Source organism: Streptomyces dryopteridis (genome assembly GCF_049606955.1).
Taxonomy (GTDB): Bacteria; Actinomycetota; Actinomycetes; order Streptomycetales; family Streptomycetaceae; genus Streptomyces.
In genome coordinates this window covers 3,666,692-3,692,774 of the sequence record NZ_CP187113.1, presented here as the reverse complement: position 1 = coordinate 3,692,774, position 26,083 = coordinate 3,666,692, and the positions used below count along the sequence as shown (strand labels likewise).

Annotated in this window: 22 protein-coding genes and 1 riboswitch; of the genes, 11 read left to right on the top strand and 11 right to left on the bottom strand. The window is 73.8% G+C overall.

Annotated elements, in window-relative coordinates; all coding sequences use genetic code 11:
• Window positions 1-55: 55 nt before the first annotated feature.
• Window positions 56-1,456 (bottom strand): NAD(P)/FAD-dependent oxidoreductase, encoded by a 1,401-nt coding sequence (locus ACN20G_RS15805; RefSeq protein ID WP_424213427.1) that lies wholly within the window; start codon window positions 1,454-1,456, stop codon window positions 56-58.
• A gap of 523 nt (window positions 1,457-1,979) precedes the next feature.
• Between ACN20G_RS15805 and ACN20G_RS15800 the strand changes: the two genes are divergently transcribed.
• The 6 genes from ACN20G_RS15800 to tgmC all read left to right on the top strand — a co-directional run bounded on the left by ACN20G_RS15800 (window position 1,980) and on the right by tgmC (window position 6,649).
• A complete protein-coding gene (locus ACN20G_RS15800) occupies window positions 1,980-2,147 on the top strand; it encodes a hypothetical protein (RefSeq protein ID WP_424213426.1) in 168 nt (55 codons plus the stop codon).
• A gap of 119 nt (window positions 2,148-2,266) precedes the next feature.
• Window positions 2,267-3,487 carry a helix-turn-helix domain-containing protein gene (locus ACN20G_RS15795; protein ID WP_424213425.1) on the top strand — a complete coding sequence of 407 codons (1,221 nt, stop codon included), beginning with the start codon at window positions 2,267-2,269 and terminating at the stop codon, window positions 3,485-3,487.
• Window positions 3,488-3,540: 53 nt separating this feature from the next.
• Entirely contained in the window at window positions 3,541-3,768 is a 228-nt protein-coding gene (locus ACN20G_RS15790; RefSeq protein ID WP_424213424.1) for a hypothetical protein, read from the top strand.
• Between the two features lie 502 nt (window positions 3,769-4,270).
• A complete protein-coding gene (gene tgmA, locus ACN20G_RS15785; RefSeq protein ID WP_424213422.1) occupies window positions 4,271-4,534 on the top strand; it encodes a putative ATP-grasp-modified RiPP in 264 nt (87 codons plus the stop codon).
• A gap of 1 nt (window position 4,535) precedes the next feature.
• Window positions 4,536-5,486, top strand: coding sequence for an ATP-grasp ribosomal peptide maturase (gene tgmB / locus ACN20G_RS15780; protein WP_424213421.1), 951 nt, complete (start codon window positions 4,536-4,538; stop codon window positions 5,484-5,486).
• Entirely contained in the window at window positions 5,483-6,649 is a 1,167-nt protein-coding gene (gene tgmC, locus ACN20G_RS15775) for an ATP-grasp peptide maturase system methyltransferase (protein ID WP_424213420.1), read from the top strand. The genes tgmB and tgmC overlap by 4 nt, the downstream gene beginning before the upstream one ends.
• A gap of 122 nt (window positions 6,650-6,771) precedes the next feature.
• On the opposite strand, the gene ACN20G_RS15770 is transcribed toward tgmC, so the two are convergent.
• From ACN20G_RS15770 to ACN20G_RS15745, 6 genes are all read right to left on the bottom strand, one after another.
• The gene (locus ACN20G_RS15770; RefSeq protein WP_424213419.1) at window positions 6,772-7,734 is read right to left on the bottom strand and encodes an exopolyphosphatase; all 963 of its coding nucleotides are present in this window, start codon (window positions 7,732-7,734) and stop codon (window positions 6,772-6,774) included.
• Window positions 7,731-8,294, bottom strand: a complete 564-nt coding sequence (locus ACN20G_RS15765) for a DUF501 domain-containing protein (protein WP_424213417.1) — start codon at window positions 8,292-8,294, stop codon at window positions 7,731-7,733. Before ACN20G_RS15765 ends, ACN20G_RS15770 begins: the two co-directional genes overlap by 4 nt.
• A gap of 53 nt (window positions 8,295-8,347) precedes the next feature.
• Window positions 8,348-8,845, bottom strand: coding sequence for an FtsB family cell division protein (locus ACN20G_RS15760; protein WP_424213416.1), 498 nt, complete (start codon window positions 8,843-8,845; stop codon window positions 8,348-8,350).
• Window positions 8,846-9,035: 190 nt separating this feature from the next.
• Entirely contained in the window at window positions 9,036-10,322 is a 1,287-nt protein-coding gene (gene eno / locus ACN20G_RS15755; RefSeq protein WP_424213415.1) for a phosphopyruvate hydratase, read from the bottom strand.
• Between the two features lie 715 nt (window positions 10,323-11,037).
• Window positions 11,038-11,643, bottom strand: a complete 606-nt coding sequence (locus ACN20G_RS15750) for a transglycosylase family protein (protein ID WP_424213414.1) — start codon at window positions 11,641-11,643, stop codon at window positions 11,038-11,040.
• A 3-nt stretch (window positions 11,644-11,646) separates the two neighbouring features.
• A riboswitch (cyclic di-AMP (ydaO/yuaA leader) is annotated at window positions 11,647-11,829 on the bottom strand.
• A gap of 271 nt (window positions 11,830-12,100) precedes the next feature.
• On the bottom strand, window positions 12,101-13,279 hold the full coding sequence (locus ACN20G_RS15745) for a LysM peptidoglycan-binding domain-containing protein (RefSeq protein ID WP_424213413.1): 1,179 nt from the start codon (window positions 13,277-13,279) through the stop codon (window positions 12,101-12,103).
• A 313-nt stretch (window positions 13,280-13,592) separates the two neighbouring features.
• Here ACN20G_RS15745 and ACN20G_RS15740 point away from each other — a divergent pair, with 313 nt between their 5' ends.
• Together ACN20G_RS15740 and ACN20G_RS15735 are read left to right on the top strand one after the other, a co-directional pair.
• Window positions 13,593-14,870: a cytochrome P450 family protein gene (locus ACN20G_RS15740; RefSeq protein WP_424213412.1), complete on the top strand. Its 1,278-nt coding sequence runs from the start codon at window positions 13,593-13,595 to the stop codon at window positions 14,868-14,870.
• Between the two features lie 159 nt (window positions 14,871-15,029).
• Window positions 15,030-16,241, top strand: a complete 1,212-nt coding sequence (locus ACN20G_RS15735; RefSeq protein ID WP_424213411.1) for a globin domain-containing protein — start codon at window positions 15,030-15,032, stop codon at window positions 16,239-16,241.
• A gap of 47 nt (window positions 16,242-16,288) precedes the next feature.
• Here the strand turns inward: ACN20G_RS15735 and ACN20G_RS15730 are convergent, their stop codons facing one another.
• Together ACN20G_RS15730 and ACN20G_RS15725 are read right to left on the bottom strand one after the other, a co-directional pair.
• Window positions 16,289-17,428, bottom strand: coding sequence for a MazG family protein (locus tag ACN20G_RS15730; RefSeq protein ID WP_424215527.1), 1,140 nt, complete (start codon window positions 17,426-17,428; stop codon window positions 16,289-16,291).
• Window positions 17,429-17,498: 70 nt separating this feature from the next.
• Complete coding sequence (locus tag ACN20G_RS15725; RefSeq protein ID WP_424213410.1) at window positions 17,499-18,125, bottom strand: hypothetical protein; 627 nt, start codon at window positions 18,123-18,125, stop codon at window positions 17,499-17,501.
• A gap of 230 nt (window positions 18,126-18,355) precedes the next feature.
• Between ACN20G_RS15725 and ACN20G_RS15720 the strand changes: the two genes are divergently transcribed.
• Genes ACN20G_RS15720 through fxsT form a run of 3 tightly spaced genes read left to right on the top strand, consistent with a single transcriptional unit; the run spans window position 18,356 to window position 23,620 of the window.
• The gene (locus tag ACN20G_RS15720; RefSeq protein WP_424213409.1) at window positions 18,356-20,782 is read left to right on the top strand and encodes a YfhO family protein; all 2,427 of its coding nucleotides are present in this window, start codon (window positions 18,356-18,358) and stop codon (window positions 20,780-20,782) included.
• A 32-nt stretch (window positions 20,783-20,814) separates the two neighbouring features.
• The gene (locus tag ACN20G_RS15715) at window positions 20,815-21,162 is read left to right on the top strand and encodes a hypothetical protein (RefSeq protein ID WP_424213407.1); all 348 of its coding nucleotides are present in this window, start codon (window positions 20,815-20,817) and stop codon (window positions 21,160-21,162) included.
• A 43-nt stretch (window positions 21,163-21,205) separates the two neighbouring features.
• Window positions 21,206-23,620, top strand: coding sequence for an FxSxx-COOH system tetratricopeptide repeat protein (gene fxsT / locus ACN20G_RS15710; RefSeq protein WP_424213406.1), 2,415 nt, complete (start codon window positions 21,206-21,208; stop codon window positions 23,618-23,620).
• On the opposite strand, the gene ACN20G_RS15705 is transcribed toward fxsT, so the two are convergent.
• Window positions 23,604-25,124 carry a protein kinase domain-containing protein gene (locus ACN20G_RS15705; RefSeq protein ID WP_424213405.1) on the bottom strand — a complete coding sequence of 507 codons (1,521 nt, stop codon included), beginning with the start codon at window positions 25,122-25,124 and terminating at the stop codon, window positions 23,604-23,606. The genes fxsT and ACN20G_RS15705 overlap by 17 nt on opposite strands.
• Window positions 25,124-25,933 carry a hypothetical protein gene (locus ACN20G_RS15700; protein WP_424213403.1) on the bottom strand — a complete coding sequence of 270 codons (810 nt, stop codon included), beginning with the start codon at window positions 25,931-25,933 and terminating at the stop codon, window positions 25,124-25,126. Before ACN20G_RS15700 ends, ACN20G_RS15705 begins: the two co-directional genes overlap by 1 nt.
• Window positions 25,934-26,083: the final 150 nt, after the last annotated feature.

The following is a 26,083-nucleotide window of genomic DNA, read 5'->3' as shown; positions in this document are numbered from 1 at the left end:
GCGGACGGCCCCTTCGGGGCGATGCGACGGACCGGCGGTCACCGGCCCGGGGGCGTCAGGACGCCTTGGCCTTCTCGGCCTCGACCGGGGCCGGGGCGGCCTTCGCGGCGACGGGCGCCGGCGCCGGCTTGGCGGCCTCGTAGAACTCCTCGCGGGGGGTCTCCAGCGCGCCGAGCGCCACGACCTCGCGCTTGAGGAACATGCCGAGGGTCCAGTCCGCGAAGACGCGGATCTTGCGGTTCCAGGTCGGCATGGCCATGCCGTGGTAGCCGCGGTGCATGTACCAGGCCAGACGACCCTTGAGCTTGATCTTCATCTTGCCCATGACGATCATCGCGACGCCCTTGTGGAGGCCGAGGCCCGCCACCGCACCCTTGTTGGAGTGGGCGTACTCCTTCTGCGGGAAGCCCCGCATGCCGGAGATCACGTTGTCGCCGAGGACCTTGGCCTGACGCAGCGCGTGCTGCGCGTTCGGCGGGCACCAGGCGTTCTCGACACCGGCGCGGCGCAGGGCCATGTCCGGGACCTGGGCGTTGTCGCCGGCGGCCCAGATGTAGTCGGTGCCGGTGACCTGCAGGGTCGCGCCGGCGTCCACGTGGCCGCGGGGGCCGAGCGGCAGACCGTAGCGGGCCAGGACGGGGTTCGGCTTGACGCCGGCGGTCCACACCAGGGTGTTGGCGTCGACCTCCAGACCGTTCTTGAGCACGACGTGACCGTCGACGCAGGAGTCCATCGAGGTGTTGAGGTAGATCTCGATGCCCCGGGACTCCAGGTGCTCCTTGCCCCAGGTGCCCAGCTTCGGGCCGACCTCGGGAAGGATCTTGTCGGCCGCGTCGACCAGGATGAAGCGCATGTCCTCGCGCTTCACGTTGGTGTAGTACTTCGCGGCGTCGCGGGCCATGTCCTCGACCTCGCCGATCGTCTCGGCACCGGCGAAGCCACCGCCGACGAACACGAAGGTCAGCGCGCGGCGGCGCAGCTCCTCGTCCGTGGTCGACTCGGCCTTGTCCAGCTGTTCGAGGACGTGGTTGCGCAGGCCGATGCCCTCCTCGACACCCTTCATGCCGATGCCCTGCTCGGCGAGGCCGGGGATCGGGAAGGTGCGGGAGACGGCGCCGAGCGCGATCACCAGGTAGTCGAAGGGCAGCTCGTACGCCTCGCCGACCAGCGGCGTGACGACGGCGACCTTGCGGTCCTGGTCGATGGTGGTGACCCGGCCGGTGAGTACCTCGGCCTTGGGCAGCACGCGTCGCAGCGGGACGACGACGTGCCGAGGCGAGATGTTGCCTGCGGCCACTTCGGGGAGGAAGGGCTGGTAGGTCATGTACGACCGCGGGTCGACGACCGTGACGGTCGCCTCGCCGTACCGCATCTTCTTCATGATGCGCTTGGCCGCGTACAGACCTACGTACCCACCTCCTACTACGAGGATCCTGGGACGCTCCGTGGTGCTCATGAACACGAGTATCCAGCACCCGGAAGGGGGACGCTCGTGAGGGTGTTCACAAGGTGCCGGAGGGCCTCTGATACACTGCGCGGCCCGCGTGACCGAAGTCATGGTCACCTGTGGGAACCACAACCCCCGCGCACTCGTTGTTCACCCGTCCTGAACTGGCCTCCGAGGCCCTCGACGGGGTGGACCACCCGGTTCGTGGACACCTCCGAGCGCGGCCTTCCCCCGTTCGCCATTCGCACAAAAACGCGCCCCACGCGGGCCCGAGGACCCCGTTCGGGCCCCGAACGGTCCGTTCGTTGGCCCAAGAGGCCCTTTTTCCTTGTGAAGAACTTCACGAAGTTGATGTGGACGACGGGACCTTCGACCCCCCACCCACCCGGAATCACGCCCTCCACACCCCTCACGCGACCCCTGGAAGCCCCTCCCGAGACCCCGCCCCACCACCCTCCCGGGCCCAGTTCGACCCGGCGACCCCACCCCCGGGAACGGTCCCGCGCCCCCACCCCCCGGCTACGCTCCGCCCATGGACCAACGCCCCGAGCCCTCCGACGAGACCCCGGAGGAAGAAGCGGCCCAGGACGAACTCCTGGCCCGCGAGGCGGAGGCCACCCCCGCCGAAGGCGGCCCCACGGTGCCCCTGGCAGAACTCCCGACAGACCTCGGCACCACCCTCCCACAGCCCCCCGCCTGACCCACCGCGCCCGCCCCCTCCCCGGGGAAAGAAAGGGTGCCGTTCCCTCGTTCATCAAGCCCCGGACCTCTCGGCCGCGCGCTACCGTCGCCAGCACAACAGCCACGCGGGGAGGGCACGTGTTGGAAGACAGGGAAGCGATCGGCCGACGAGTCAAGCGGGCCCGGCTCCATCTCGGCCTGGCACAAGCCGATCTGGCCGAGAGCCTTGGGAAAACACAAGGGTGGTTGTCCAAGGTCGAACGGGGGCGGATCGAAATCGACAGGGTGACTGTCCTCTCGCGTCTCGCCGCCGAGCTGCACGTGCACGTCAACGACCTGTTGGAACGCCCATACGCAGCAACCCCCAGCGAAAACCAATGGCGGATCGCGGCATCCGCGATCATGCGCGAAATGCGCCGCTTCGACCTCACCCCCGTCTTCCCCGGTACGCCCCGGACCTCCCAGGCACAGTGGGCGGACACCGTACGCCTTCACCGGCTACGTGATGCCGCCGCCAACACCGCGATCCTGACGGCCCTGCCCGACATCCTTCGTGAGGCCCGTGCCCTGGCCGAGGTCGCCACCGGGCACGAGCGCGAGGAGGGGTTCGCGATCTATGCCGTGGCATGCAAGTTCGCCCACACCGCCGCCCACTCCCTCGGACACGCCGAACTGATCGCGATGACGGCGGAACGGGCGCGGTGGGCCGCCGACCTGTCCGGCGACCCCGTGTTGCCCGCCGTCGCGACATGGATGCGGGTGTGGGACATGTGGGCCACCGCCGATTGGGACGATGCCCTCGCCCTCAGCGACCGAGCCCTCGCAAGCGTCCAAGACGATTGCGACCGGGGCGCCCCCCTCGCACTCCGGGCTTGGGGATCGCTGCAACTGCGGGCCGCCATCTCGGCCGCGCGCGCCGATCGGCGTGCGGAAGCCGACAGCCGTATTCAGATGGCCCAGGATGCTGCCGCGCGACTGAGCACGATCGTTCCTTCGTTCGATCGGCACTCCCTGACGTTCTCCGAGGGCAACGTCGCCGTGCACGCGATCTCAACCCATGTCGAGATGCACCAACAGGCCAAGGCCCTCGCGATACACAAGGAGACGCCGAAAGCGCTGATCGACGATCTCCCCCGGAGCCGGCAGGGCCACCACCACATGGACTTGGCCCGTGCCCACGCTTGGGACGGCCGGCGCGACAAGGCCCTCAAGGAGTTGGAAACCGCCGAGAAACTGGCTCCGCAGCTCGTGCGGAACCACCCGATCGCCCGCGCGACGCTCCGCGGTTTGATCGATCGAAACCGGAGCATGGGAGAGCGCACCCGCCGGATGAGCGACCGGTTTCACCTCGATCACTAGGGGTTATTCCTGGGATTCATACAGGGGGCCGCCCCCGGTCCTACGGTCCCGCCATGCCTCAGGAACCCCAACGTCAAGACCGCTTGGACGTGGCCCAGTTCCCACGCCTCGGCGACCTCGCCTACGATTCCGCCCGCCGCGCCACGGGCGTGATCATCGGACTTCCCACCGACCTCATCGCCAGTTACCACCTGGTCGAGGAGGGTGGTGGGGAGGAATGGCGCGCCCCGGGTCACGGTCGGACGCTGATTCGGCCGTCCGACCCGTTCGGTCCCCGTTGAACTTCCTCGTTGAAGCCGATCCGGCGTACGTCGCGAAAGCCCGCAGGTGGGCGCGTGAGGTCATGGCGCACTGCGCTCCCGGTGGATCCGAGGAATACCTCGGTGCCGTCGTGTTGGTGGTGAGTGGGCTGATGACGAACGTCATCCGGCGACGCCCGATGGGAAAGGTCGTATGGGCCACGATCTCCGCGCACCAAGGGGGACCGTGCTGACCTTCCCGACCGCCTTGCCCGACGAACGAGACCTCGCGGCACCGACGACGACGTTCCCCCCGCGACCTCGCCGCGCACCCCATGATCATCCTCTCGTGCGACTCCGGGTTCAGGGCGCCGGGCGACCGGATCGACCACTACCTCGCCGGCCTCGCCCTCGGCCTGCACCTCAGCTCCGGCACCCCCTGCCCGCGCGCCGGAACCTGCCTGTGCCACCCACCCCTCAGGCTTCCGGGGCATGACGGCCCCGGATGGCACATCCCCTGTTCACCGAAAAAGGAGTTCACCGGATGACCACCGCCTCACAGCCGTTCGGCTTCACGCGTTTGGCGACCTACCCGACCTCGGCGCCGCTCCCGACGTTCCGCCCCGCCCTCGACCCGGACACCCAGACGACCGTCTACACGGACGCCCAGGGCCACCCCGTCGAGATGGACGGCGACCACGCCAAGCCGTCCACCTCCAGCAGCAGCCCGACCAACACCGGAGCCGACGGCGGCGGGCAGCAACCGCCCGCGCCGGCCGACTCCGACAGCGTTCCGGACTTCGACTGACATGACCATCGCCGTCATCACCTCGCTCGGGGATGTGACGGCGGACTTGGTGTTGTCCGAGCTGCACGGCCGGGGTGTCCCGGTCGTACGACTCGACCCCGCCGCCGACCTCGCCGACACCACGCGCATCAGCGTGCGCGTCGGCGGGGCGGCGGCCCTGACCGGCACCCTGTCCACCGCCACCCGCACCGCCGCCCTCGACTCCGTCCGCGCCGTCTACTGGCGCCGCCCCACCCCCTGCCCCAAGCCCGAGTCCCCCGTCGAGGAGTTCGCCACCGCTCAGGCACGGGCCGGCTTCACCGGGACCCTGGTCGCACTGCCCACGGCCCTGCACGTCAACCACCCCAGCCGCAACCGCGCCGCCGACTACAAGGTCGCCCAGCTCGAAACCGCCACGGCCCTCGGCCTGGCCGTGCCCGAAACCCTCATCACGACCGTGCCGGACGACGCCCGCGCGTTCGTCGCCGAACAGGGCAAGGCCATCTACAAGCCGGTGCGCCCCGTGCACATCAACGGCGCCGACGGCCGGGGCCGAACGGTCTGGACCCGCACCGTCACCGTCGAGGAACTCGACGAGTCCGTCGCGCTCTGCCCGCACCTGTTCCAGGCGTGCGTGCCCAAGGTCGCCGACATTCGCCTCGCCGCCGTCGGCCGCGACCTGTTCGCCACCCGCATCGACACCCGAGGCGATCACCTCGACTGGCGGTGGGACCAGAGCCTGATCACCTGCACCCCCATGCCGATCCCGCGCACCGTCGCGGACGCCGTCAGGGCCTACCTCGACGCGTTCGGCTTGACCTTCGGCGCTTTCGACTTCGCCCTCGACCCGGCCGGCCGATGGTGGTTCATCGAATGCAACCCGAACGGGCAATGGGCGTTCGTGGACCCCCCGACGGTCGACGCGATCACCCGGGCCCTCGCCGACACCCTCGAAAAGGGGACCCCCTCATGACCCCCGACACCTCGGCCGAACTACGGCACCGCCTCCTCGCCGCCCTCACCGCGGACGGCACCGTGACCGACCCGACCGTACGCCGCGCCGGCGAAACCGTCCCCCGCGAGAGCTTCCTCGGCCCCGCGATCTACCGCCCCACCACCAACGCCCGGGGCGTGACCGTCTGGACGCCCACCCGCCGAGCCGACACCCCGCCCGACGAGTGGCTGCACCTGACCTACGAGAACAGCACCCACGTCACACAGGTCGACGGGGTCCTCGCCGAGGACGCGTCCGAACCGATCACCGGGGGCGCGCCGACCTCCTCCTCGACACTGCCCGGCGTCGTCCTCTGGATGATCGAACGTGCCGGCGTCACCAAGGGCAAACGCGTGCTCGTCATCGGCGCCGGCACCGGCCTCTCGACCGCCTACGTCTGTGAGATCGCGGGGGCCGAGAACGTCACCGCCGTCGAAACCGACCGCGCGGCGGCCGACCGCGCCCGCGCCGCCCTCACCCGCACCGGGTACACCCCGAACCTGATCACCGCGGACGGTCTGAACGGGTACCCGCCGGGGGCCCCGTACGACGTGGTCCTCGCGTTCTGCTCGATGCGACACGTCCCGTACACCCTCCTGCGGCAGCTCCGGCCGGGCGGCACGCTGCTCGTCACCATCGCCGGGTGGGGTTTCGGGCACGGCCTGGTCCTCCTCACCGCCGGCGAGTCCGCCCACGAGGCTTCCGGCCGGTTCGTCCCCGGGTACACGTCCTTCATGATGGCCCGACCCCACCGGGCACCCGACCGGGGACCCTTCGAGTTGCTGCCCGGTCACCGCCGCCGCACCCGGATCGACCCGGCCCTGTTGGACGACTGGACCGGCATGTTCGTCGCCCAGCTCGCCGCACCGTCGGCGGAGCGGTTCGGGGCCGGTGGGACTCACACACTGATCGATTCCGCGACCGGCTCCCAGGCCCGAACCGAGCCGGGGCCCGACGGCGACGAGTGGACCGTCACCCAGCGCGGTCCGCTACGCCTCTGGGACGCGGTCGAGGACGCCGTCACCATCTGGCAGGACCAGGGCGCGCCCCACCTCTCCGAATTCGGCCTCACCATCACCCCGCAGGCACAACGCGTGTGGCTCGGAATCCCGGGCGGGCCGAGTTGGAACCTGCCGATCTGAGCCGCCGGAAACGAGCACCGCCCCGCCCCTCGCAGAGGGAGCGGGGCGGTGCTCGTGGGCCGCTGCCTGTGGCTGCTCGACACCTCGCGTGTCGGCGGCCCTGGTCAGAGCCGTCCCCCGGGTCAGACGGCCGACCAGGCGATGCCGTCCAGGATGTCGTGTTCGCTTACCACGACCTCCTTCGCGCCCACGCGTTCCATGATCGACAGGAGGACCAGGGCGCCCGCGCCGATGACGTCCACGCGGCCCGGGTGCATGACCGGGATGGCCGCGCGGGTCGCGTGCGGGGTGGTGAGCATCCGGTGGGTGATCTCCCGGACCTTCTCGTACGGGATGCGGGAGTGGTGGATGGCCGCGGAGTCGTACTCCTCCAAGCCCAGCGCGATCGCCGCGACCGTGGTGACCGAGCCGGCCAGGCCGACCAGGGTGCGGGCCTCGGCGAGGGGGACCTCCGCCGCGGCCTCGTCCAGGGCCGCCTCGATGTCGGCGCGCATCGCCGCGACCAGGTCCTCGGTGGGCGGGTCGACGAGGCCGGTGTCCGTCGCCAGGTGGCGTTCGGTCATGCGCACGCAGCCGACGTTCACCGAGCGGGCCGCCGTCACCGTCTCGGTGCCGACGACGAACTCGGTGGAGCCGCCGCCGATGTCCACGACCAGGAACGGGCGGGGCAGGTCGGCGGCGCCGGCCGCGCCGGCCAGTTCGCGGGTGGCGCCCGTGAAGGAGTACTCGGCCTCCTGCGCGCCCGAGATCACCTCGGGGTCCACGCCGAGGATCTCGCGGACCCCGCGCACGAAGTCCTCGCGGTTCTCCGCGTCCCGCGAGGCCGAGGTGGCCACGAAGCGGGTGCGGTCGGGGCCGACGCCGAAGCCCGCGATGATCTCCGCGTACGCGCGGCAGGCCGCGAAGGTGCGTTCCAGCGCCTCCGGGGCCAGCCGGCCGGTGCGGTCCACGCCCTGGCCGAGCCGGACCACCGTCATGCGCCGGTCGAGGTCGACCAGCTCGCCGGTGGCCGGGTCGCAGTCGGCGACCAGGAGGCGGATGGAGTTGGTGCCGCAGTCGATCGCGGCCACGCGGGTCGTCGTCACGACTGGTCCGCCTCCGCCGCGTCGCCGTCCGTCTCCGGCTTCGGGGCGCACGGGGTGACGCACGCGCCCTTCGCCCACCACTCCGGCAGCATCGCGAGGGCCTCGTCGCCGAAGGGGTTCACGCCGGGGCCGGCGGCCAGCGAGTGCCCGACGAGCACGTGCAGGCACTTGACGCGGTCCGGCATGCCGCCGGCGCTCGGGAAGCCCTGGAGCACCTCGATCGCGTCGCGGCGGGTGATGTAGTCCTCGTGCGCGGCGCGGTACGCGGCGGCCAGCTCGGGGTCCTCCGCGAGCCGGGCCTGCATCCGCTTCATGACCCCGTTGGCCTCCAGGGTGCCGATGGCACCGGCGGCGCGCGGGCAGGTCAGGTAGTAGAGGGTGGGGAAGGGGGTGCCGTCGGGGAGGCGGGGGGCCGTCTCGACCACGTCGGGCTGTCCGCAGGGGCAGCGGTGCGCGATGGCGCGCAGTCCGCGCGGCGGGCGGCCGAGCTGCTGCTCGAACGCGTCGATGTCCGCCTCGGTCGGCTCGGTGCGGGCGGTCTGGGGCGGGGGCGTCTGCATTCCTGGGGAAGTCTTTTCTTGTGTGGTGGTCGTCGTTCGGTGGCCCGGGCTGTTCAGTCCTCGGGGCGGTCGGCCTTGTCCACGCCGTCCCAGACGTTCGAGTACCAGGGCCGGTCGGCCGGGTCCTGGCGGGCGCGCTGCTCCTCTTCGGCCGCGGCCTCCGGGTCGATCAGGGTGTAGCCGATCTCTCCGGGGCGCACGTAGTTGAGGCGGGCGCGCGCCTGCCGTTCCGCGTACGCCGGGTCCTGCCAGCGGGCCTTCTCGTCGCGCAGGCGTTCGAGTTCGGTGCGGTCGCGGAGGGCCGCTTCCCGCAGTTCGCCGATCTCGGAGCGCTGTGCCACGTACTGCCGCATCGGGTACGCGAGGGCGACGACCAGGGTACAGAGGACGAGGATCAGCAGGGCCGCGCGGCCGGTGAGCCGGCTGCGGCGGACCTGGCGCCTGGTCTGGGAGCGGTACACGTGCGCGACGGTGCGCTCGCCGAGCTGTTTGAGCCTGGTCGTGGTGGAGGGTCCGGCGGACCGGTCCCGGGTTCCGGGCTTCCCTGCCATGTCCTCGCCTCCCCGAGAGCCGCCGCCGCGTGGTCCGCGCCGTCCGGCGCGCGCCGGGGTCCCGGACGCGCGACGTCCCCGCACACGGTACGGGACCGAGTGCGGGGACGTACGGAGGCTGTCACCGCGCGCGGGTGATCAGGTGATCACTCGGGGGGCGCGGGGAGCGGCCGGCGGGGTGACGGGGAGGTCAGCCCTTGAAGCGCGGGAACGCGCCGCGACCGGCGTAGACGGCGGCGTCGTCGAGGATCTCCTCGATGCGCAGCAGCTGGTTGTACTTGGCGACGCGCTCGGAGCGGGCCGGGGCGCCGGTCTTGATCTGGCCGCAGTTGGTGGCGACGGCGAGGTCGGCGATGGTGACGTCCTCGGTCTCGCCGGAGCGGTGCGACATCATGCACTTGAAGCCGTTGCGCTGGGCCATCTCGACGGCGTCCAGGGTCTCGGTCAGGGAACCGATCTGGTTGACCTTGACGAGCAGGGCGTTCGCGGAGCCCTCCTCGATGCCGCGGGCCAGGCGCTCCGGGTTGGTGACGAAGAGGTCGTCGCCGACGAGCTGCACCTTGGCGCCGAGCTTGTCGGTGATGACCTTCCAGCCGGCCCAGTCGTCCTCGAACAGCGGGTCCTCGATGGAGACCAGCGGGTAGGCGTCGACGAGCTCCGAGTAGTACTCGGTCATCTCGGCGGCCGAGCGGGACTGGCCCTCGAACTCGTACTTGCCGTCCTTGTAGAACTCGGAGGCGGCGACGTCGAGCGCGAGCGCGACCTGGGTGCCGGGGGTGTAGCCGGCCTCCTTGATCGCTTCGAGGATCAGGTCCAGGGCGGCGCGGTTGGAGTCGAGGTTCGGCGCGAAGCCGCCCTCGTCGCCGAGACCGGTGGACAGGCCCTTGCGCTTCAGGACGGCCTTGAGGGTGTGGTAGACCTCGGTGCCCCAGCGCAGCGCCTCGGAGAAGGACTCCGCGCCGATCGGGGCGATCATGAACTCCTGGATGTCGACGTTGGAGTCGGCGTGCGACCCACCGTTGAGGATGTTCATCATCGGAACGGGCAGCAGGTGCGCGTTCGGGCCGCCGAGGTAGCGGAACAGCGGGAGGTCGCTGGCCTCGGAGGCGGCGTGGGCGACGGCGAGGGACACGCCGAGGATGGCGTTGGCGCCGAGGGAGCCCTTGTTGTCCGTGGCGTCCAGGTCCAGCATGGCCTGGTCGATCAGGCGCTGCTCGGTGGCGTCGTAGCCGACGAGCTCCGGGCCGATCTGCTCGATGACGGCGAGGACGGCCTTCTCGACACCCTTGCCGAGGTAGCGGTTCTGGTCGCCGTCACGAAGCTCGATGGCCTCGAAGGCACCGGTGGAGGCGCCGGACGGGACGGCGGCACGGCCGGTGCTGCCATCGTCGAGGCCCACCTCGACCTCGACCGTGGGGTTGCCTCGGGAGTCCAGGATTTCCCGGGCTACGACGACGTCGATGGAGGGCACGAGCATCTCCTTCTGGGGATGTGACGCTGGTGGGGTGTGCGGTGGCGTTCCAGGCCGTGGGATGGCCTTGCCGCTCTAGAGCCTAACCGCCCTCCGGGGTTCCGCCGGCCGAGCGCCCGACCCCTGGGACGAAAAAGTGCCCGAATACCCCTCTTCCGTGACATAGGGCTCTTGATGCACAGGCATGCGGCCTGCGCGAACGTCAGGTCCGCGACGGGTGCGGGGCGGCCCCGGCGGTGGGGCGGAAGGGGCTTGTGGGGGTGCGGAGTTCAGGGGTGCGCGGGGGTGTCGCCCGTGGTCACGGGGGGTGCGCCGGGGGGTGCGGGAGCGGCGCGCGGCGGGTGGGCCGCGGGTTTTTCGGGGCGGGCCGGAAGTCCGGGCCCTCGGTCCCGGTCGGGGCGGCGGCGAACGGGCGAACGCGGGGCCGGCGCGGGACGGCGGCGGGCGGGGCACGGGGTGTCGCGGGGGTGTCGTCCGGGCGTGGCGGCGGGGTCGGGAAGAGTTCGCCGAGTGTTGGGACGGGGCCGGTCGGGACGGGCCCGGGCGGGGTACGCCGCGAGCCCGGTCGGCGGGGCCGGGCCGCGCGTCCTCGCCGGATGGGGCGGGATGCGGGGCCGGGGTCGCGGGACCGGGCTCGTGGGTGTGTGCGCGTGGGTGGCGGGGCGCCGGTGACGGGTCGACGGGGGCGGTCGACGGGTCGGGGCGCCCGTGCGCGTCGCCCTTAGGCGAGCTTGAGCACCTGGCCGACGTGGATCACGTTCGGGTTCTTCAGCACGTTCTTGTTGAGCTGGTACAGCTTCTGCCAGCCGCCGGCCACCTTGTTCGCCTTGGCGATGCTCGCCAGGGTGTCGCCGGACTTGACCTTGTAGGTCTTGCCGGTGGTGGGCGTGGTGGGCTTGCTCGGGTTGGGCTTGCTCGGCGTGGTGGTGCCGCCGCCGCTGCCGCCGTTGTAGGGGGTGTTGGACAGGCCCTTGCCGCAGTGCGGCCAGGCGCCCTTGCCCTGGCCCTTGAGGACCTTCTCGGCGATGGTTATCTGCTGGGCCTTGGTGGCCTTGTGGGCGTAGGACGCGTACGCGCCGCCGCCGTACGCCTTCCAGGTGGAGGCCGAGAACTGCAGGCCGCCGTAGTAGCCGTTGCCCGTGTTGATGGACCAGTTGCCACCGGACTCGCACTGGGCGACGCGGTCCCATTCGGCGCCGGTCGCGGCGTTCGCGGTACCGGCGGCCATGAGCGGCGCGGCGACGGCGACACCGGCGACACCGGCGAGGGTGACGACGCGGGTGGCCTTGGAGGCGCGGCGGTGCTTGCCCTTGCCCGTAAGCAGCATGGAGGTTCTCCTCACCGACGCCTGCGAGGTGAGCTGTCGGGTTCGGGCGGATGAGTTGCCCGGTCGCGTCGGCGTCTGACTTCCGACGCGGCTTCACCCCTAGCCGGCCGACGGCCCCCTGAGGGTGCGTGTCGGCACGGCGAAAACCTGTGGGTCCCCCGCTCCTGCCTTCGGCGCTTTCGCGACGATTCCCTCCGCCCGCCGGCAGGACTCGGCGATGCGGTCGAAGGGGCTCGCGGTGGCGAGCGAGTCAGAAGGTAGGCAGGTCCGGCCCGGATGTTCAACAGAGGAACGATCCGGGAATACCGGGGCACTCCACCCCACCCGCGCGGCGTTTGCGCAGGTGGGGCGGCACTTTCACACAGTCCACGGACAGGAAAGGTCAGTTGGCCGAAAGAGACGCAAGTCTCATTCGCGCAAGACCGGCATTACGGGACTTCCCGGGCCTGAACCCCCGTCAGCGAAGGCCGAGTTCCAGGTTCTGTCCCGGCTTGATGAGGTCCGCGTCCTCGCCGATGACCTGCTTGTTCTCCTCGTACAGCCCGTTCCAGCCGGCCTTGCCGCCCTGCGCGCGGGCGATCTCGGAGAGGGTGTCGCCCTCCTTGACCGTGTAGGTCTTCGCCGACGGGGCGTCAGTGCCGGTGGAGGCCGGGGTTCCGGACTCCACGGCGGCCGGGCCGCGGTGCTTGCCGCCGCCGGACGGGGTCTCGGCGACGGCGCCGGGGGTGCCCTGCGGGCTCGGGCTCCCGCTCGCGTCGGGCGAGGAGGTCCCGGGGGTGGTGGGCGCAACCGTGCCGGGGGTGCCCGGCGTGGTGGGGGTGGGGCTCACGGGAAGCGTGGGGTCGCCCGGGTTGGTGGGGTCGGTGGGCGCGACGGTGCCCGGGGTCCCCGGAGTGGTCGGGGTCGTGGGGGTGCCCGTGGTGGGGTCGGTGGGCGCGGTGGGGTCCGTGGTGCCGGGGGTTCCGGGGGTGCCCGGGGTGGTCGGCGTCGTCGGCGTCGTCGGCGTGACGGGCTTCACGGGCTCGGGCACGACCGGGACAGGCAGCGCGGGCACGGCCGGGTCCAGCGGGCTGAGCGGCACTCCCGGCAGGATCGCGCCGTCGCCGGAGTCGAAGGGGGCGGGGGTCTCGTCGAGCGGCGGGAGGTACGAGGAGCGCGAGTCGTGCGGCGCGACGCCCAGGGCCGGCACCGGGGCCTCGTGCTCCGCGCCGCCGCCCTGCGGGACGGAGGTCCCGGGCCCGTGACCGGAACCGGAACCCTGCCCGCCGGAGGACCCGGTCGTCAGGTCCACGCCCGCCGCGCAGGCGCCGAAGGAGTCCTGGCCGCGGGCCGCGAGGAGCTTCTCGGCGACGGCCTGCTGCTGCTGACGGCTGGCCAGGTCGGGGGTGGGCGCGTACTCCTGGCCGCCGCCCGCCTTCCACTCCTCCGCGGTCAGGCCGAGGCCGCCGCCCTGGGTCGCGCTCCACGTGCCGCCGCTCTCGCACTCGGCGACCTTGTCCCAGGCGGAGCCGGTCGCCGCGCCGGCGGAACCGGAGGCGAGCAGCGGCAGCGCGAGGGCCGAGCCGGCCACGCCGGCGGTGACGACTATCGCGGGGACCTGACGGGGACGACGGTGGCGACCATTCCCGGAGCGCATGAGGAGTGCCTTTCGCGTGGCGGGCAACGGAATGCCGTGGAACCTAGCGCCCTTCGAACGCCTGTCACAAGTCGATGCAGGACAGATCACACGAAGGTCACATCGCTGACGGTCCGTCGGACACCGGTGTCGACGGGGACGGAAGGGGCGCTCGGGACACCCCGCGCGGACCTCCTCCCGGGCCCGGCGCCGACCCCCCGACGGAAGGTCGTCCTCCGCTCCTGCCCGGCCCGCGCGCCCCCATTCCCCCCTCCCCTCCCGCTCCCCCGCGCGCCCCGCCGGCGCCCCGGGGGCACGGCATAGGGTCGGGGTCATGCACGCCGCGTCGCCCCGCCCCGCCACCCCCATGCCCGAGCTGTTCACGTGGGAGTTCGCCACCGACCCCTACCCGGCGTACGCCTGGCTGCGCGAGCACTCCCCCGTGCACCGCACCACCCTGCCCAGCGGGGTCGAGGCGTGGCTCGTCACCCGCTACGCCGACGCCCGGCAGGCCCTCGCCGACCAGCGCCTCAGCAAGAACCCCGCGCACCACGCCGAGGACGCCCACGCCAAGGGCAAGACGGGCATCCCGGGCGAACGCGGCGCCGGGCTCATGACCCACCTCCTCAACATCGACCCCCCGGACCACACCCGGCTGCGCCGCCTGGTCTCCAAGGCGTTCACCCCCCGTCGGGTCGCCGAGTTCGCGCCCCGGGTACAGGAGTTGGCCGACACCTTCGTGGACGGGTTCGCGGCGCGCGGCGAGGCCGACCTCATCCACGAGTTCGCCTTCCCCCTCCCCATCCACGCCATCTGCGACATGCTCGGCGTGCCCCGCGAGGACCAGGAGGAGTTCAAGGGCTGGGCCGCGATGATGATCCGGCACGGCGGCGGCCCGCGCGGCGGCGTCGCCCGCTCCGTCAAGAAGATCCGCGCCTACCTCGTGGACCTCATCCACCGCAAGCGCGACGACCTCGGCGACGACCTCATCTCCGGGCTCATCCGCGCCTCCGACCACGGCGAGCACCTCACCGAGACCGAGGCCGCCGCCATGTGCTTCGTGCTCCTCTTCGCCGGCTTCGAGACCACGATCAACCTCCTCGGCAACGGCGTGCACACCCTGCTGCACCACCCCGAGCAGCGCGCCCGCCTCCAGGCATCCCTCGCCGCCGGGGAGGAGGACCTGCTCGCGACCGGGGTCGAGGAACTCCTCCGCTTCGACGGGCCCGTGGAACTCGCGACCTGGCGCTACGCCACCCGTCCCCTCACCCTCGGCGGCGAGCGGATCGCCGCCGGCGACCCCGTCCTCGTGGTCCTCGCCGCCGCCGACCGCGACCCCGCCCGCTTCGACGGCCCCGACACCCTCGACCTCGCCCGCGCCGACAACCAGCACCTCGGCTACGGCCACGGCATCCACTACTGCCTGGGCGCCCCACTGGCCCGCATGGAGGGCCAGATCGGCCTGCGGACCCTGCTGACCCGCCTGCCCGACCTGCGCCTGGCCGGACCCGCCGAGGACCTGCGGTGGCGGGGCGGGCTCATCATGCGCGGCCTGCGCGAGCTCCCCGTCGCCTTCACCCCCGAGACCGCCCGCCCCGCCGAACGGTCCTGAGCGGCCCTGAGCGGCCCCGAGCGGTCCTGGGCGGCGCGGACGGCCGACGGACGCGGGCGCGTTCCACCCCCGTGTCCGCTTCGGGGTCATTCGCCCCAGGCCCTCCGTGGATCGCCCCCCGCTTGACGCGACGTTCCCGGGCCCTCCTACATTCCGTCCGTGGACGTGAGGATCTTGAAAAGCAGTTTCGCGGTGGTGGAGAGACGCGCCGAACACGCCGTCACCTTCTTCTACGCCCACCTCTTCTGGCACCACCCCGAACTCCGTCCCCTCTTCCCCGCCGAACCGGACGCGATGCGCCGCCAACGCGACCGCCTCTTCGCCGCCCTCACCCACGTGGTCGCCCACCTCGACGAGGACTCCCTCCTCCCCTACCTCCGCGACCTCGGACGCGACCACCGCAAGTTCCGCGTCGGCCCCGAGCACTACGCCGCCGTCGGCACCAGCCTCCTCGCCGCCCTCGCCGAGGCCGCCGGCGACGCCTGGACCGAAGAGGCCCGCGCCGCCTGGGCCGAGGCATACGCCCTGATCGCCGACGCGATGACCACCGCCGCCGCCGAGACGGACGAACCGGCCTGGTGGGACGCCACCCTCGTGCGCCGGCTCACCCACGGCGACGACCTCGCCGTCCTCACCCTGCGCCCCGACACCCCCCTCACCTGGACCCCCGGCCAGTACCTCTCCGTCTCCTGCCCCCGCGACCCCACCGCCTGGCGCACCTACTCCGCCGCCAACGCCCCCCGCCCCGACGGCACCCTCGACCTGCACGTCAGCCACGTGCCCGGCGGCCGGCTCTCCACCCGCCTCGTCCACGAGTGCGCCCCCGGCGACCGCTTCCGCCTCGGCGCCCCCGCCGGCACCCTCGGCCCCCGCACCGTGACGCGCCCCCTCACCCTGATCGCCGCCGGCACCGGCTGGGCACCCGTCCGCGCCGTCCTCGAAGACCTCGTCGCCGGACCCCCGCCCGAACACCCCGTCCGCCTGTTCGTCGTGGCCCGCGACCCCGCGCACCTCTACGACCGGCCGCTGATCGACGCCTGGGCCGCGCTCTGCCCGTGGCTCGCCGTCACCTACATCACCCCCGCCCCCCGCCGGCACCGCAACGAGGCCACCGACCGCCTCGCGAGCGCCCTCTCGGGCCGCGAACGCTGGCACGAGCACGAGGTGCACCTCAGCGGGCCACCCGTGTTCCTCGCCGAGATCTCCGAAGTGCTCCTCGACCTCGGGGTCCGCCCCGAACACCTCGTGCACGACACCGTGCCCGGCGGACGCGGCGCCGGCCCCCGACCCGTCGGCTTCGGCGAATGGTTCCTGGCCCGCCCCGACCCCGTCTGGCACAACCCGGCGGCCCGCGCCCCCCGCACCCCCTGACCGTCCCCCTGACCGAACCCGCCGACCGGACCCGCCGACCGGCCGTCTCAGTACGCGGCGCCCCCCTCGTACCCGTCCTCCTCCGCGTCCGCGTGCTCCCGCACCCGCACCGGCTCCGCCGGCAACCCCTCCGCCACCCGCAACGCCGCCCGATAACCGCGCGCCGCCCGCCGCAACGCCGTCTCCGGATCCACCCCGGCCCGCCCCGCCCGGTCCGCGAGCACCAACAGCTCCGCGCCGAACGCGGCCTCCACCGCCGGATCCGCCCCCGGCCCCGCGTCCACGTCCCGCACCGGCCCCTCCGAGGACCCGGCCCCGGACACCGGACCCGAGCCCGAAACCCGCGCCGGATCCGGCAGCCCCGCCGCCCGCGCCCGACCCGTCAGCTTCGCCGCCAACGCCAGCGCCGGCTGCGCGAGCGGCACCCCGTCCGTCACCGACTCCCGGTCCTTCTCCTGCGCCTTCACCGCCTGCCAGGCCGCGTGCACCGCCTCCGGCGTGTCCGCCTCACCCGCCGCGAACAGGTGCGGATGCCGCCGGATCAGCTTGTCCACCAGCCCCGCCGCCACGTCGTCCACCGAGAACGCCTCCCCGGGCTCCGCGTCCTGCGCGATCCGCGCGTGCAGCACCACCTGCAACAGCACGTCGCCCAGCTCCTCGCGCAACTCGACCCGGTCCCCCGTCTCGATCGCCTCGACCAGCTCGTGCGCCTCCTCCAGCGCGTACTTCACCAGCCCCTCGTGCGTCTGCACCGAGGTCCACGGGCAGTCCCGCCGGATCCGGTCCATCACCTGCACGAGGTCGATCAGCCGCGCCCCGGGCAGGTCCCAGGAACCCGGCAGCAGCTCCAACGCCGGCATCGCGACCCGCCCCGAGCCCGCGAGCGAGGCCAGCCGGTCCGTGAGCCGCCGGTCCCCCTCGGCGCCCACCAGCACCACCACGGTCCGGCCGCCCGCCGTCTCGTCGAGCAGGGCGTGCGCGTCGACCTCCGCGAGGACCGGCTCGATCCCCGCCTCCCGCAGCCACGGCAGGTGCGGGTGCCCGGCGTCCGCGCACCGCACGAGGTCCGCGCCGCGCAACACCTCCCACGCGGCCCACGACAACATGCCGGGCGCGACCCGGTGCGTGGTCGTGAGCAGCACGATCCGGCCCGGATCGGACCCGGCGGCGGGGTCCGGGGCGGGCACGGGAGCGGGCGCGGGGGCGGAGGCGGCGGCGTGGTCGGTCACCCCACGAACCTACCGCCCGCGCCCGCCCTCAGGCCCGGGGCGGCTGCTGGTCCTGCGGCACCGACCGCTGCGAGATCCACGGGGTCTCCCCGTACCGGATGCCGATCTCCTGCGGCTTCCACTCCCCGTAGCGCGGGTTCACCGTGATGTCCAACTTCTCGGCCAGGGCCTGCGCCCGCTCCGTCAGCCCCGCCTCCCCGTACTTCTGCGTGAGCTTGCCCAGCAGGATCTGGTAGCGGAAGTACTCGTCGATCCCGTCGGGCGCGACCGGCACCTTCAACTGCAACATGCCCTGAATCAGACGGCCGGGCGAACCGGTCTCGGCGGTCGCGGCGCGCCGCGCGTCCTCGACCTCCTTGGTGCTCGCCGACACCCCGGCGTCCTTCGCGAGCCGGTCCACGATCCGCACCTGGATCATGCGGCCCAGCTGCACCCCTTCGAGACGGCCCGAACCGGCGACGAGCTGCCCGCTCGGGTCCGCCCTCCGCTGCTCGCCGCGCACGTCGTCGACCCGGGCCTGGAGGGCGGAGGTCGTGATCCGCTCCCCGCCGACCAGGGCCGCAGTGCCGGGGCGGGCCTGCCCGGAGCACGCCGTGAGCAGGGGGGCCGCCGCGAGGAGGACGGCGGAGACGGAGAGCGCAGTGCGACGGTGCAATGGAGCCTCCAGGGCCGGGCCGGATGGTGCCGGTTCGTCGTGCCGGGTGGTCGTGCGGGGTTTGTGCCTCGGTGCACAAGCCCGTGCGCGGGGCCGTGCGGTGATCGGCATCGTATGCAGTCAGAGTGCCGCGAGTCACCGGTTCGACCAACGATTCGCGGGGTGTTGGGCCGCGTGTTCACCCCGCGGCCACCGGCCGGCCCCCCGCCGCCGGCAGGGTCGCCCCCACCATGCGCACCTCGCCCCGCCGCACGAGCGCCGCCGCCGCCGGATGGGCCGGCCTGCTCGCCGCCCTCGCCCTCTGCGCCGGCGACGCCGTCGCCCGCGTCTTCCCCTTCGGGCCGCTGCGGAGGTCCGTGAACGACCTCGGCAATCAGTTCGTGCCCTTCCACGCCCACCTGTGGGACCTGCTGCGCGGGCGGGCCGACGGCGGCCTGCTCCTCAACTGGTCCTCTGGTTTCGGGAGTTCCTTCCTCCCCGACTACGGCACCTACCTGTCGAGCCCGTTCGCGCCGCTCGTCGCCCTGTTCCCGCGCGACCGGATCGACCTCGCCGTGTACGCGATCACCGTGCTGAAGGTCGCCGTCGCGGCCGCCGCCATGGCCTGGCTGCTGCGGACGGTGCGGCGCGGGCCGGCGGGCCCGGCGGCGGTGCTCGGCGCCGGGTACGCGCTGAGCGGCTGGACGGTCGCCGAGGCCGCCTACAACCCGATGTGGCTGGACGGGCTGATCGCGTTCCCGCTCCTGTGTCTGACGGGTGAATGGGCGCTGCGGGCCCGCCGGCCGGTGCTCGGGGTGCTGGTCCCGGCGGTGTGGTGGGCCGCGAACTTCTACACCGCGTACATGGCCACCCTCGGCGCCGTCCTCTTCCTGCTGCTGCGGCTGTGGACCCGGGGCCTGCCGGTCCGCGCCGCCGGGGTGGTGACGGCCCGGGCGGTGGCCCGCACGGCGGCCGGGATCGCGCTGGCCGCGCCGCTGCTCGTGCCCGTGTACCTGGGCTCGCGGCACGCCTACCCGGGCCGGTTCACGGCCTTCGCGCCGGTCGGGGCGGCCGATTGGGCGGCCCGGCTGCTGCCCGCCACCTACTCCTTCTCCTCCCCGGCCGTGTTCGTGGCCGGCGGCACCCTGGTCGCGGCGCTCGCGCTGCCGTTCACGCGGCGCGCGGCCGTCGCCGGGCGGGTGCGGTGGGGGTGGACGGGGCTGGTCCTCGCCGTCGCCCTGTCCTTCCAGTGGGAGCCCACGCACCTGGCCTGGCACGTGTTCGCGACCCCCAACGGCAGCCCGTACCGGCAGGGCTTCGTGTTCGTGGGGCTGCTCACCCTCGCCGCGTGGGCGGCCTGGCCCGGCCTGAGCGGACGGGCCCTGCTCGGCGGCCTCGGGCTCGCGGGCGGCCTCGGCCTGCTCGCCGCCGGCTCCACCCTCGTGTGGGGCTGGGCCTGGGCCCTGTACGGGCTCGGGCTCGCGGGCGCGGGCCTGGGCTGGTGGGGTTGGCGGCGGGCCGACCCGGCCGGCCGGGCCCGCGCCGGCCGCCGGGCCCGGGTCACGGGCGCCCTCCTCGTGACCGGCGTCCTGCTCGGGCAGGCCGCCGCCACCACCGCGTACGCCGACCGGCGCCGGCTCGGCATCCTCGACGACTACCCCGTCTGGGGCGCCGAGCACGACGCGCGGGCGGCGGCCCTCGCGGGCGCCGACACCTGGCCGCGGGCCCGCGTGGACCCGGGCCGGCCGGCGCTCGGCGGCAACGACCCGATGCTGCTCGGCGGGCAGGGCGCGGCCTACTACAGCAGCCACACCTCGGCGGTGTGGGTGGAGACGTGGAGCGCGCTCGGCGCGGGCTGGACCTCGCGCGGGCGCAGCCTCCAGAGCCTCGACAACCCGGTGACGGACGCCCTGTTCGGGGTCGGCGCGCGCCTGGCCGGCGGCCCGGACCCGATCCGCCGGCCCGCCGCGCGGACCCTGCCGCTGGTCACGCTGCGGCCCGAGGGCGCGCCGCGCCCGGTGTACGGGAGCGACCCGTTCCGCAACCAGGAGGCCCTGCTGGGGGCGCGGGTGTACGAGGAGCCGGTGGCGCCGGGGGTGTGCCGGGCCGGCACCTCGGCGTACCTGTGGGCCCCGGACCACGACGGCACGGTGCGCCTCGGGCCCGGCGGCCGGCCGGTGCGGCCGGCCGCGAGCCCGCCCCGCAACCGGGCCGGGATGGCGGGCCTCGGCGTCTCGAAGGGCGCGGCCACGCCGGTGCTCTTCGACCGGGCGCCGGGCCGGGCGGAGACCCCGTGGCGGCTGGGCTGCCTGGACGGGGCCCGGCTGGACGCGGCGGTGGCCGCGCTGCGGGCGGGCGCGCCGACCCGGGTGGAGGTGGGGGCGCGTTCGGTGCGGGCCGAGTTCGCGCCGGGGGCGCGCGGCACGGCCGTCCTGGCGGCGCCGCGGATCGCGGGCTGGACCTGCGGGGGCCGGCCGGCCGAGACCTTCGGCGGGCTCACGGCGTCCCCGGTGGGAGCGGCGGGGGCGGGGGCGGCGGGGGCGACGACGCTCACGTGCACGTTCCGCCCCCCGGGCCTGCGCGCCGGCACGGCCCTCGCCGGGGCGGCGGCCCTGGGCCTGGCCGGCTGGGCCTGGTGGGCGTGGCGGAGCCGCCGACGGAGGCCGACAATCACCTGACGGAACGCGCCGTACCGGGCGAGAATGCCCGGATGACGGGGAAGCGCGTGGCACTGGTCGTGACCTGCGGGGTGGTCGCGGCGCTGGGGGTGGTGTTCGCGGTCTCGCAGTGGGAGACCGCGAGCCGGATCGCGACGGTGGCCTCCGCGCTGGCGGGGGTCGCGGCGGTCGGCGTGGCGGTGTGGGCGGGCCTGGCCGCCCCGGCCGCGCCGGCGGGGGTCGTCGTCCGCGACACGGGCGCGGCCCGCGCGGGCGCCGGCGGACACGCCAACACCGGCCACCGGGGCGCGACGGGCACGGGCCCCGTCACGGTGGAACGCACCGGGAACGCGACGACGGACGGCCCCGGCCAGGCCAACACCGGCCACACGGACCGGTGAGCGCACGGGGCACGGGCGAGGAGACGGGCGAGGGGGCGGGGGCGTGATCGGACGACGGGGCGGCGGCCCGGAGGTCCGGGAGACCGGCGGCGCGAGCACCGGGGCCGGCGGCACCGCGAACACCGGCTACGTGCACGGCAACATCACCACCGACAACCGCACGGTCCACGTCCACACCGGCCGCCGCCCCTCCCCCTGGCCCTGCCGCATCGGCGTCATCCCCCGCGAGGCCCGCGCCTACCAGGAACGCGCGGAGACCGCGCAACTGCGCGACGCGACCGACGCGGGCGGCACCGCCGTCCTGTGCCAGGTCCTGCGCGGCACCGGCGGCGTCGGCAAGACCCAACTCGCCGCGCACCACGCGGAGGAACTGTGGTCGGCCGGCGAACTCGACGTCCTCCTGTGGGTCACCGCGAGCGACCGCTCGGCGGTGATCGCGGCGTACGCTCGGGCCGCGGAGGAACTGCTCGCCGTGCCACCCGGAAATCCGGACCACGCGGCCGAAACCCTGCTGCAATGGCTCGCCTCGGGAGAATCGGGCTGCCGCTGGCTGGTCGTGCTCGACGACGTGTCCGACCCGGCCGACGTGCGGGGGTTGTGGCCGCCGGAGAGCCCGCTGGGACGCACGGTGATCACCACCCGGCGCATGGACACGGCGTTGCCGGGTCGTCGTGTCGATCTGGGGCAGTTCACGCCCGAACAGTCCCTGGCATACCTGACGACGTTCCTGGCCGCGCACGACCGCCACGACCCCGGCGAGCGGATCACGGCACTGGCCTCGGACCTGGGACACCTCCCGCTTGCCCTCGCCCAAGCGGCCGCCTACATCCTCGACGAGGCCGTCCCCGTCGACGAGTACCGCGCCCGCCTCGCCCGTGCCACGACCCGCCTGACGGACCTCCTGCCGGAAGAGGGGGCCCTGCCCGACGATCAGACGACGACCGTGGCCGCCACTTGGTCCCTGTCCGTGGCCAAGGCCGACACCCTGCGCCCGGTCGGCCTGGCCCTGCCCGTCCTGCGCCTCACCTCGATGCTGGATCCGAACGGCATCCCGGAATGGCTCCTGACCGGCGATTCCGCGCTGGAGTACCTGGGCGCGCACGTGGCCCGACAGGTTTCGCCGGAGGAGGCGCGCGGTGCCCTGCGCCTCCTGCACCGCTTCGGACTGCTCGGCCACGACCCGGAGACCGGCACGGTCCGCGTCCATCAACTCACCCAGCGCGCGACCCGGGACGCCCTGGGACCTCTCTTCGCGGACACCGCGCGCACGGCGGGAGGCATGCTCACGACGGCCTGGTCGAACCGCCCCGACGTCGATTCGGCCCGGGCCTGCAACGCGAACGCGGCCGTGCTGACCGTTGTGGCGGGCGAGGCGCTGTACACGCCGAGGGCACACAGGGTGCTCTTCGAGCTCGGGACGAAATTCGACGAGCACGGGCAGGTGGACAGCGCCCGACAGTACTTCGCCGGCCTCGTGGCGTCGCTCCTCGCCCGGCTCGGCCCCGACCACCACGACACCCTGCGCGCCCGGAGCAGACTGGTCCACGCGCGGGGCCGTGCGGGGGAGGTGTCGGCCTCGATACAGGCGTCCGTCGAGTTGTTGCACGACCAGACCAGGGTCCTGGGGCCCCTGCATTCGAGCACCCTCATCGCCCGGGTCAACCTGGCTCGATTGCAGGGGCACGCCGGGCAGGCCGTCACGGCGGTCGCGGAACTCCGCGCGGTGCTGCCCGATCTGACCCGGGTCCTGGGGCCCCGTCACCGCCGGACCCTGGACGCACGCGCGGCCCTGGGGCACTGCCTGGGGCAGGCGAGGCGATACCCGGAGGCCGTGGCGACCCTGCGGGAACTGGTGGTCGACCAGATCGAGGTCCTGGGCCGGACCCACGCGACCACCCTCGACACCCGCAGCAGCATCGCCATCTGGCAGAGTCACGCCGGGGACAGTGCCGCGGCGATCCGTGCACTGCACGCCGTCCTCCCCGATCTCACCGATGCCCTGGGCCCCACCCATCCCTTCACCTTCCGCTGCCGCGGCCTTCTCGGGCACGTCCTGACCCGGGCCGGCGACCACGACGGGGCCTTGGCCGAGTTGGCGTCCCTGCTGCCCGACCGGATCCGTGTCCTGGGACCGGACCACCCGGACACCTTCAACACCCGCAGGCACCTCGCCAAGATCCGCGGCCGGTCCGGGGATCCGATCGGCGCGGTCGAGGAGTTCGAGTCCCTGGCCCGGGACGCGAGCCGGGCCTTGGGGCCCGAGCACCTCTACGCGCTGGGTGCTCGCCGGCACGCGGCCTGGTGGCGAGGGCAGGCGGGTGACACGGGCGGGGCCCTGGCCGCTTTCGAGGAACTCCTCCCCGACCTGGTGCGCCGCCTGGGGCCGGACCATCACCACGCGGTGAACGCCCGGGTCGACCTCGGCGAGCTGCGCCGCCGGATCAGCGCATCTGATTGAGCCACTGCAAGGTGCGGCGGAGGTCTGTCGGGAGGGGGTGGTGGGGGCCGTGGTGGTGTTCGGTGTCGTGGAGGAGGCGGGTGAGGGTGTCGCGGGCGGCGGTGGTCTCGCCGAGGGTGAGCAGGAGGTGGCCGACGCGGCGGCGGACGTCGAAGGAGAGCTCCGGGTCCGGGTGGGCGTAGCGGTTCTCCAGCGCGGGGAGCAGTTCGCGGTATTCGGCGAGCGCGGCGGCGGGTTCGCCGAGCTGTTCCAGGCACTGGGCCACGTCGTACCGCAGGCGCGGGGCCTGGGGGTCGCCGGGCGGGAGTTCGGCGGCGAGGGTGCGCAGTTCGGGCAGGGCCCGGCGGTACTGGCCGTCGTCCATGAGGGTGGCCGCGTACTGGCGGCGCAGGCTGCGGACGATCGGGGAGTGGGCGCCGTGGCGGGCGGCGGCGTCGGGCAGGAGGCCGCCGAGGAGGTCGACGGCCTGCGTGAGGCGTCCTTCGTCGAGCATGCCCTTCACCCGGTCCACGGCCGCCGCGAGGTCGCGGGGGCCGGCGGCGGGCGGGACGGGCGGGGGCGGCGGGACGGGGGCGCCGGGGCGGGGGGCGCGGTCGGGCCAGGGGGCGGAGGGGCGCAGGAAGGGGCGGGTGGGGTCGAGGGGGCCTCGGGGGCTCGCGGAGCCGGGGGTGGGGAGGAGGGGGGCGAGGTCCTCGTAGACCTCTTGGGCCGATCCGGGCCGGTCCTGGGGGTCCTTGGACAGGAGGCGGAGCACGACGCGTTCGAGGGCGTGGGGCAGTTCGGGGCGCAGTTCGCGGATCGGGCGGGGGGCCTCGTGGAGGTGGCGGTGCAGGACGCCGAGGGCGGTGGACCCGGCGAAGGGGACCTCGCCGCTGAGGAGTTCGTGGAGGAGCACGCCGAGGGCGTAGAGGTCGGTGTGGGGGCCGACGGCGCCGCCCATGGCCTGTTCGGGGGCCATGTAGGCGGGGCTTCCGACGGGTGAGCCGGTGTGGGTGAGGCGGGTGGTGTCGGTGTCGAGGACGGAGGCGACGCCGAGGTCGAGCACGATGAGGGAGCCGTCGGGGCGGACCATGACGTTCCGGGGCTTGAGGTCGCGGTGCACGATGGGGACGGCGTGCACGGCGGAGAGCACGGAGCACAGTTGGGCGGCGACGGCGACGGCCCACTGCCAGGGGTAGGGCTCGTGTTCGGCGAGGTGGTCGGAGAGGTCGGCGCCTTCGACGTACTGCATGACGAGGTACAGGTCGTCGCCGTCGCTGCCGGCGTCGTGCACGGTGACCAGGCCCGGGTGGTCGACCTGCGCGGTGACGCGGCATTCGCGCACGAAGCGGCGGCGGAGTTCCTCGGCGACGGTGCCGGGGCCGGTGACGCGGTCGGGGCGCAGGAGTTTGACGGCGACGCGGCGGTCGAGGCGCCGGTCGTAGGCGGTCCAGACCTGGCCCATGCCGCCCTGGCCGAGGATGGTGGCGAGTTGGTAGCGCTCGCCGATGACGCGGGTCTCCATCAGCGCGCGCCGCCTCCGTGGCCGCCGGGGCCGTACGGGTCCTCGCGGTAGGGGTCGCGGTACGGGTCGCGGTCGTCGTGGGCGGGGGCGCGGCCCTCGGTCTCGCGGCGGAGGAGTTCGCTGAGCTCGTCGAGTTCGGCGCGGACCCGGGCGGTCCGGGGCGGCGGCGGCTGGTGCTGCGCGGGGGGCTGGTGCTGCGGCTGGGGTTGCGGCGGGGCGTACGGGGGCGGGGTGGGGGCCGGGGCCCGGTACGGGGAGTGGCCGGCGGAGGGCGTCGTCGTGTGCCCCGCGCCGCGACCGGTGCCGTGACCGTGACCCGGGACGGGCGTCGAGCCGGGGAGCGGGCCGTACGCCGGGCCGGCCTGGGGCGGGTAGCCGTAGCCGGTGCCGGGGGTCTGCGGCGGGTACCAGGGGGCGGCGACGGGGGCGGGCCCGGCGTGCAGGGCGGCGCGCGCGGTGAAGTGGCGCACGTCGGCGATCACGTAGTGGATCGTGGCGCCGAGGGCCAGCAGCAGCAGCGGGACGATGCCCACGTTGGTCTGCCAGCCGCTCTGGTCGGGGGTCTTGTCGAGGTTGGTGAACACGAACGCGCCGATCATGATCACGATCGAGACCCCGAACAGCGTCCAGTCCCGCTTCGTCCGCGTCAACAGCGCCAGTCGCAGCATCGCCGCCCACGCCAGGATCCCGCAGCTCAGCAGCGGGAGGGCGGTGAAGAGCACCCGCAGGGTCATCACGACGCCGGGCGCGGGCGGGGGCGGCAGGTGCCCCGGGACGGGGTGTGGCGGCGGGAGGCCGGGGCCGTGCATCGGTGCTCCTGACGGACGACGTGGCGGGCGGGGACGTGAGCGGTGCGGACGTGAGCGGTGGGGACGCCTTTACCGAGCGTATACAGCGAACGGGGCCCGTGGGTGGGCCCGGTGTCCAACCGTTGCACGCCGAACGGCCCGCCCCGGTTC

Bases quoted from the DNA above. Each gene is read 5' to 3' on its own strand.
- ACN20G_RS15805 (WP_424213427.1), bottom strand. From the start codon at position 1,456: ATGAGCACCACGGAGCGTCCCAGGATCCTCGTAGTAGGAGGTGGGTAC.
- ACN20G_RS15800 (WP_424213426.1), top strand. From the start codon at position 1,980: ATGGACCAACGCCCCGAGCCCTCCGACGAGACCCCGGAGGAAGAAGCG.
- ACN20G_RS15790 (WP_424213424.1), top strand. From the start codon at position 3,541: ATGCCTCAGGAACCCCAACGTCAAGACCGCTTGGACGTGGCCCAGTTC.
- tgmA (WP_424213422.1), top strand. From the start codon at position 4,271: ATGACCACCGCCTCACAGCCGTTCGGCTTCACGCGTTTGGCGACCTAC.
- tgmB (WP_424213421.1), top strand. From the start codon at position 4,536: ATGACCATCGCCGTCATCACCTCGCTCGGGGATGTGACGGCGGACTTG.
- tgmC (WP_424213420.1), top strand. From the start codon at position 5,483: ATGACCCCCGACACCTCGGCCGAACTACGGCACCGCCTCCTCGCCGCC.
- ACN20G_RS15765 (WP_424213417.1), bottom strand. From the start codon at position 8,294: ATGCAGACGCCCCCGCCCCAGACCGCCCGCACCGAGCCGACCGAGGCG.
- ACN20G_RS15760 (WP_424213416.1), bottom strand. From the start codon at position 8,845: ATGGCAGGGAAGCCCGGAACCCGGGACCGGTCCGCCGGACCCTCCACC.
- eno (WP_424213415.1), bottom strand. From the start codon at position 10,322: ATGCTCGTGCCCTCCATCGACGTCGTCGTAGCCCGGGAAATCCTGGAC.
- ACN20G_RS15750 (WP_424213414.1), bottom strand. From the start codon at position 11,643: ATGCTGCTTACGGGCAAGGGCAAGCACCGCCGCGCCTCCAAGGCCACC.
- ACN20G_RS15745 (WP_424213413.1), bottom strand. From the start codon at position 13,279: ATGCGCTCCGGGAATGGTCGCCACCGTCGTCCCCGTCAGGTCCCCGCG.
- ACN20G_RS15740 (WP_424213412.1), top strand. From the start codon at position 13,593: ATGCACGCCGCGTCGCCCCGCCCCGCCACCCCCATGCCCGAGCTGTTC.
- ACN20G_RS15720 (WP_424213409.1), top strand. From the start codon at position 18,356: ATGCGCACCTCGCCCCGCCGCACGAGCGCCGCCGCCGCCGGATGGGCC.
- ACN20G_RS15715 (WP_424213407.1), top strand. From the start codon at position 20,815: ATGACGGGGAAGCGCGTGGCACTGGTCGTGACCTGCGGGGTGGTCGCG.
- ACN20G_RS15705 (WP_424213405.1), bottom strand. From the start codon at position 25,124: ATGGAGACCCGCGTCATCGGCGAGCGCTACCAACTCGCCACCATCCTC.
- ACN20G_RS15700 (WP_424213403.1), bottom strand. From the start codon at position 25,933: ATGCACGGCCCCGGCCTCCCGCCGCCACACCCCGTCCCGGGGCACCTG.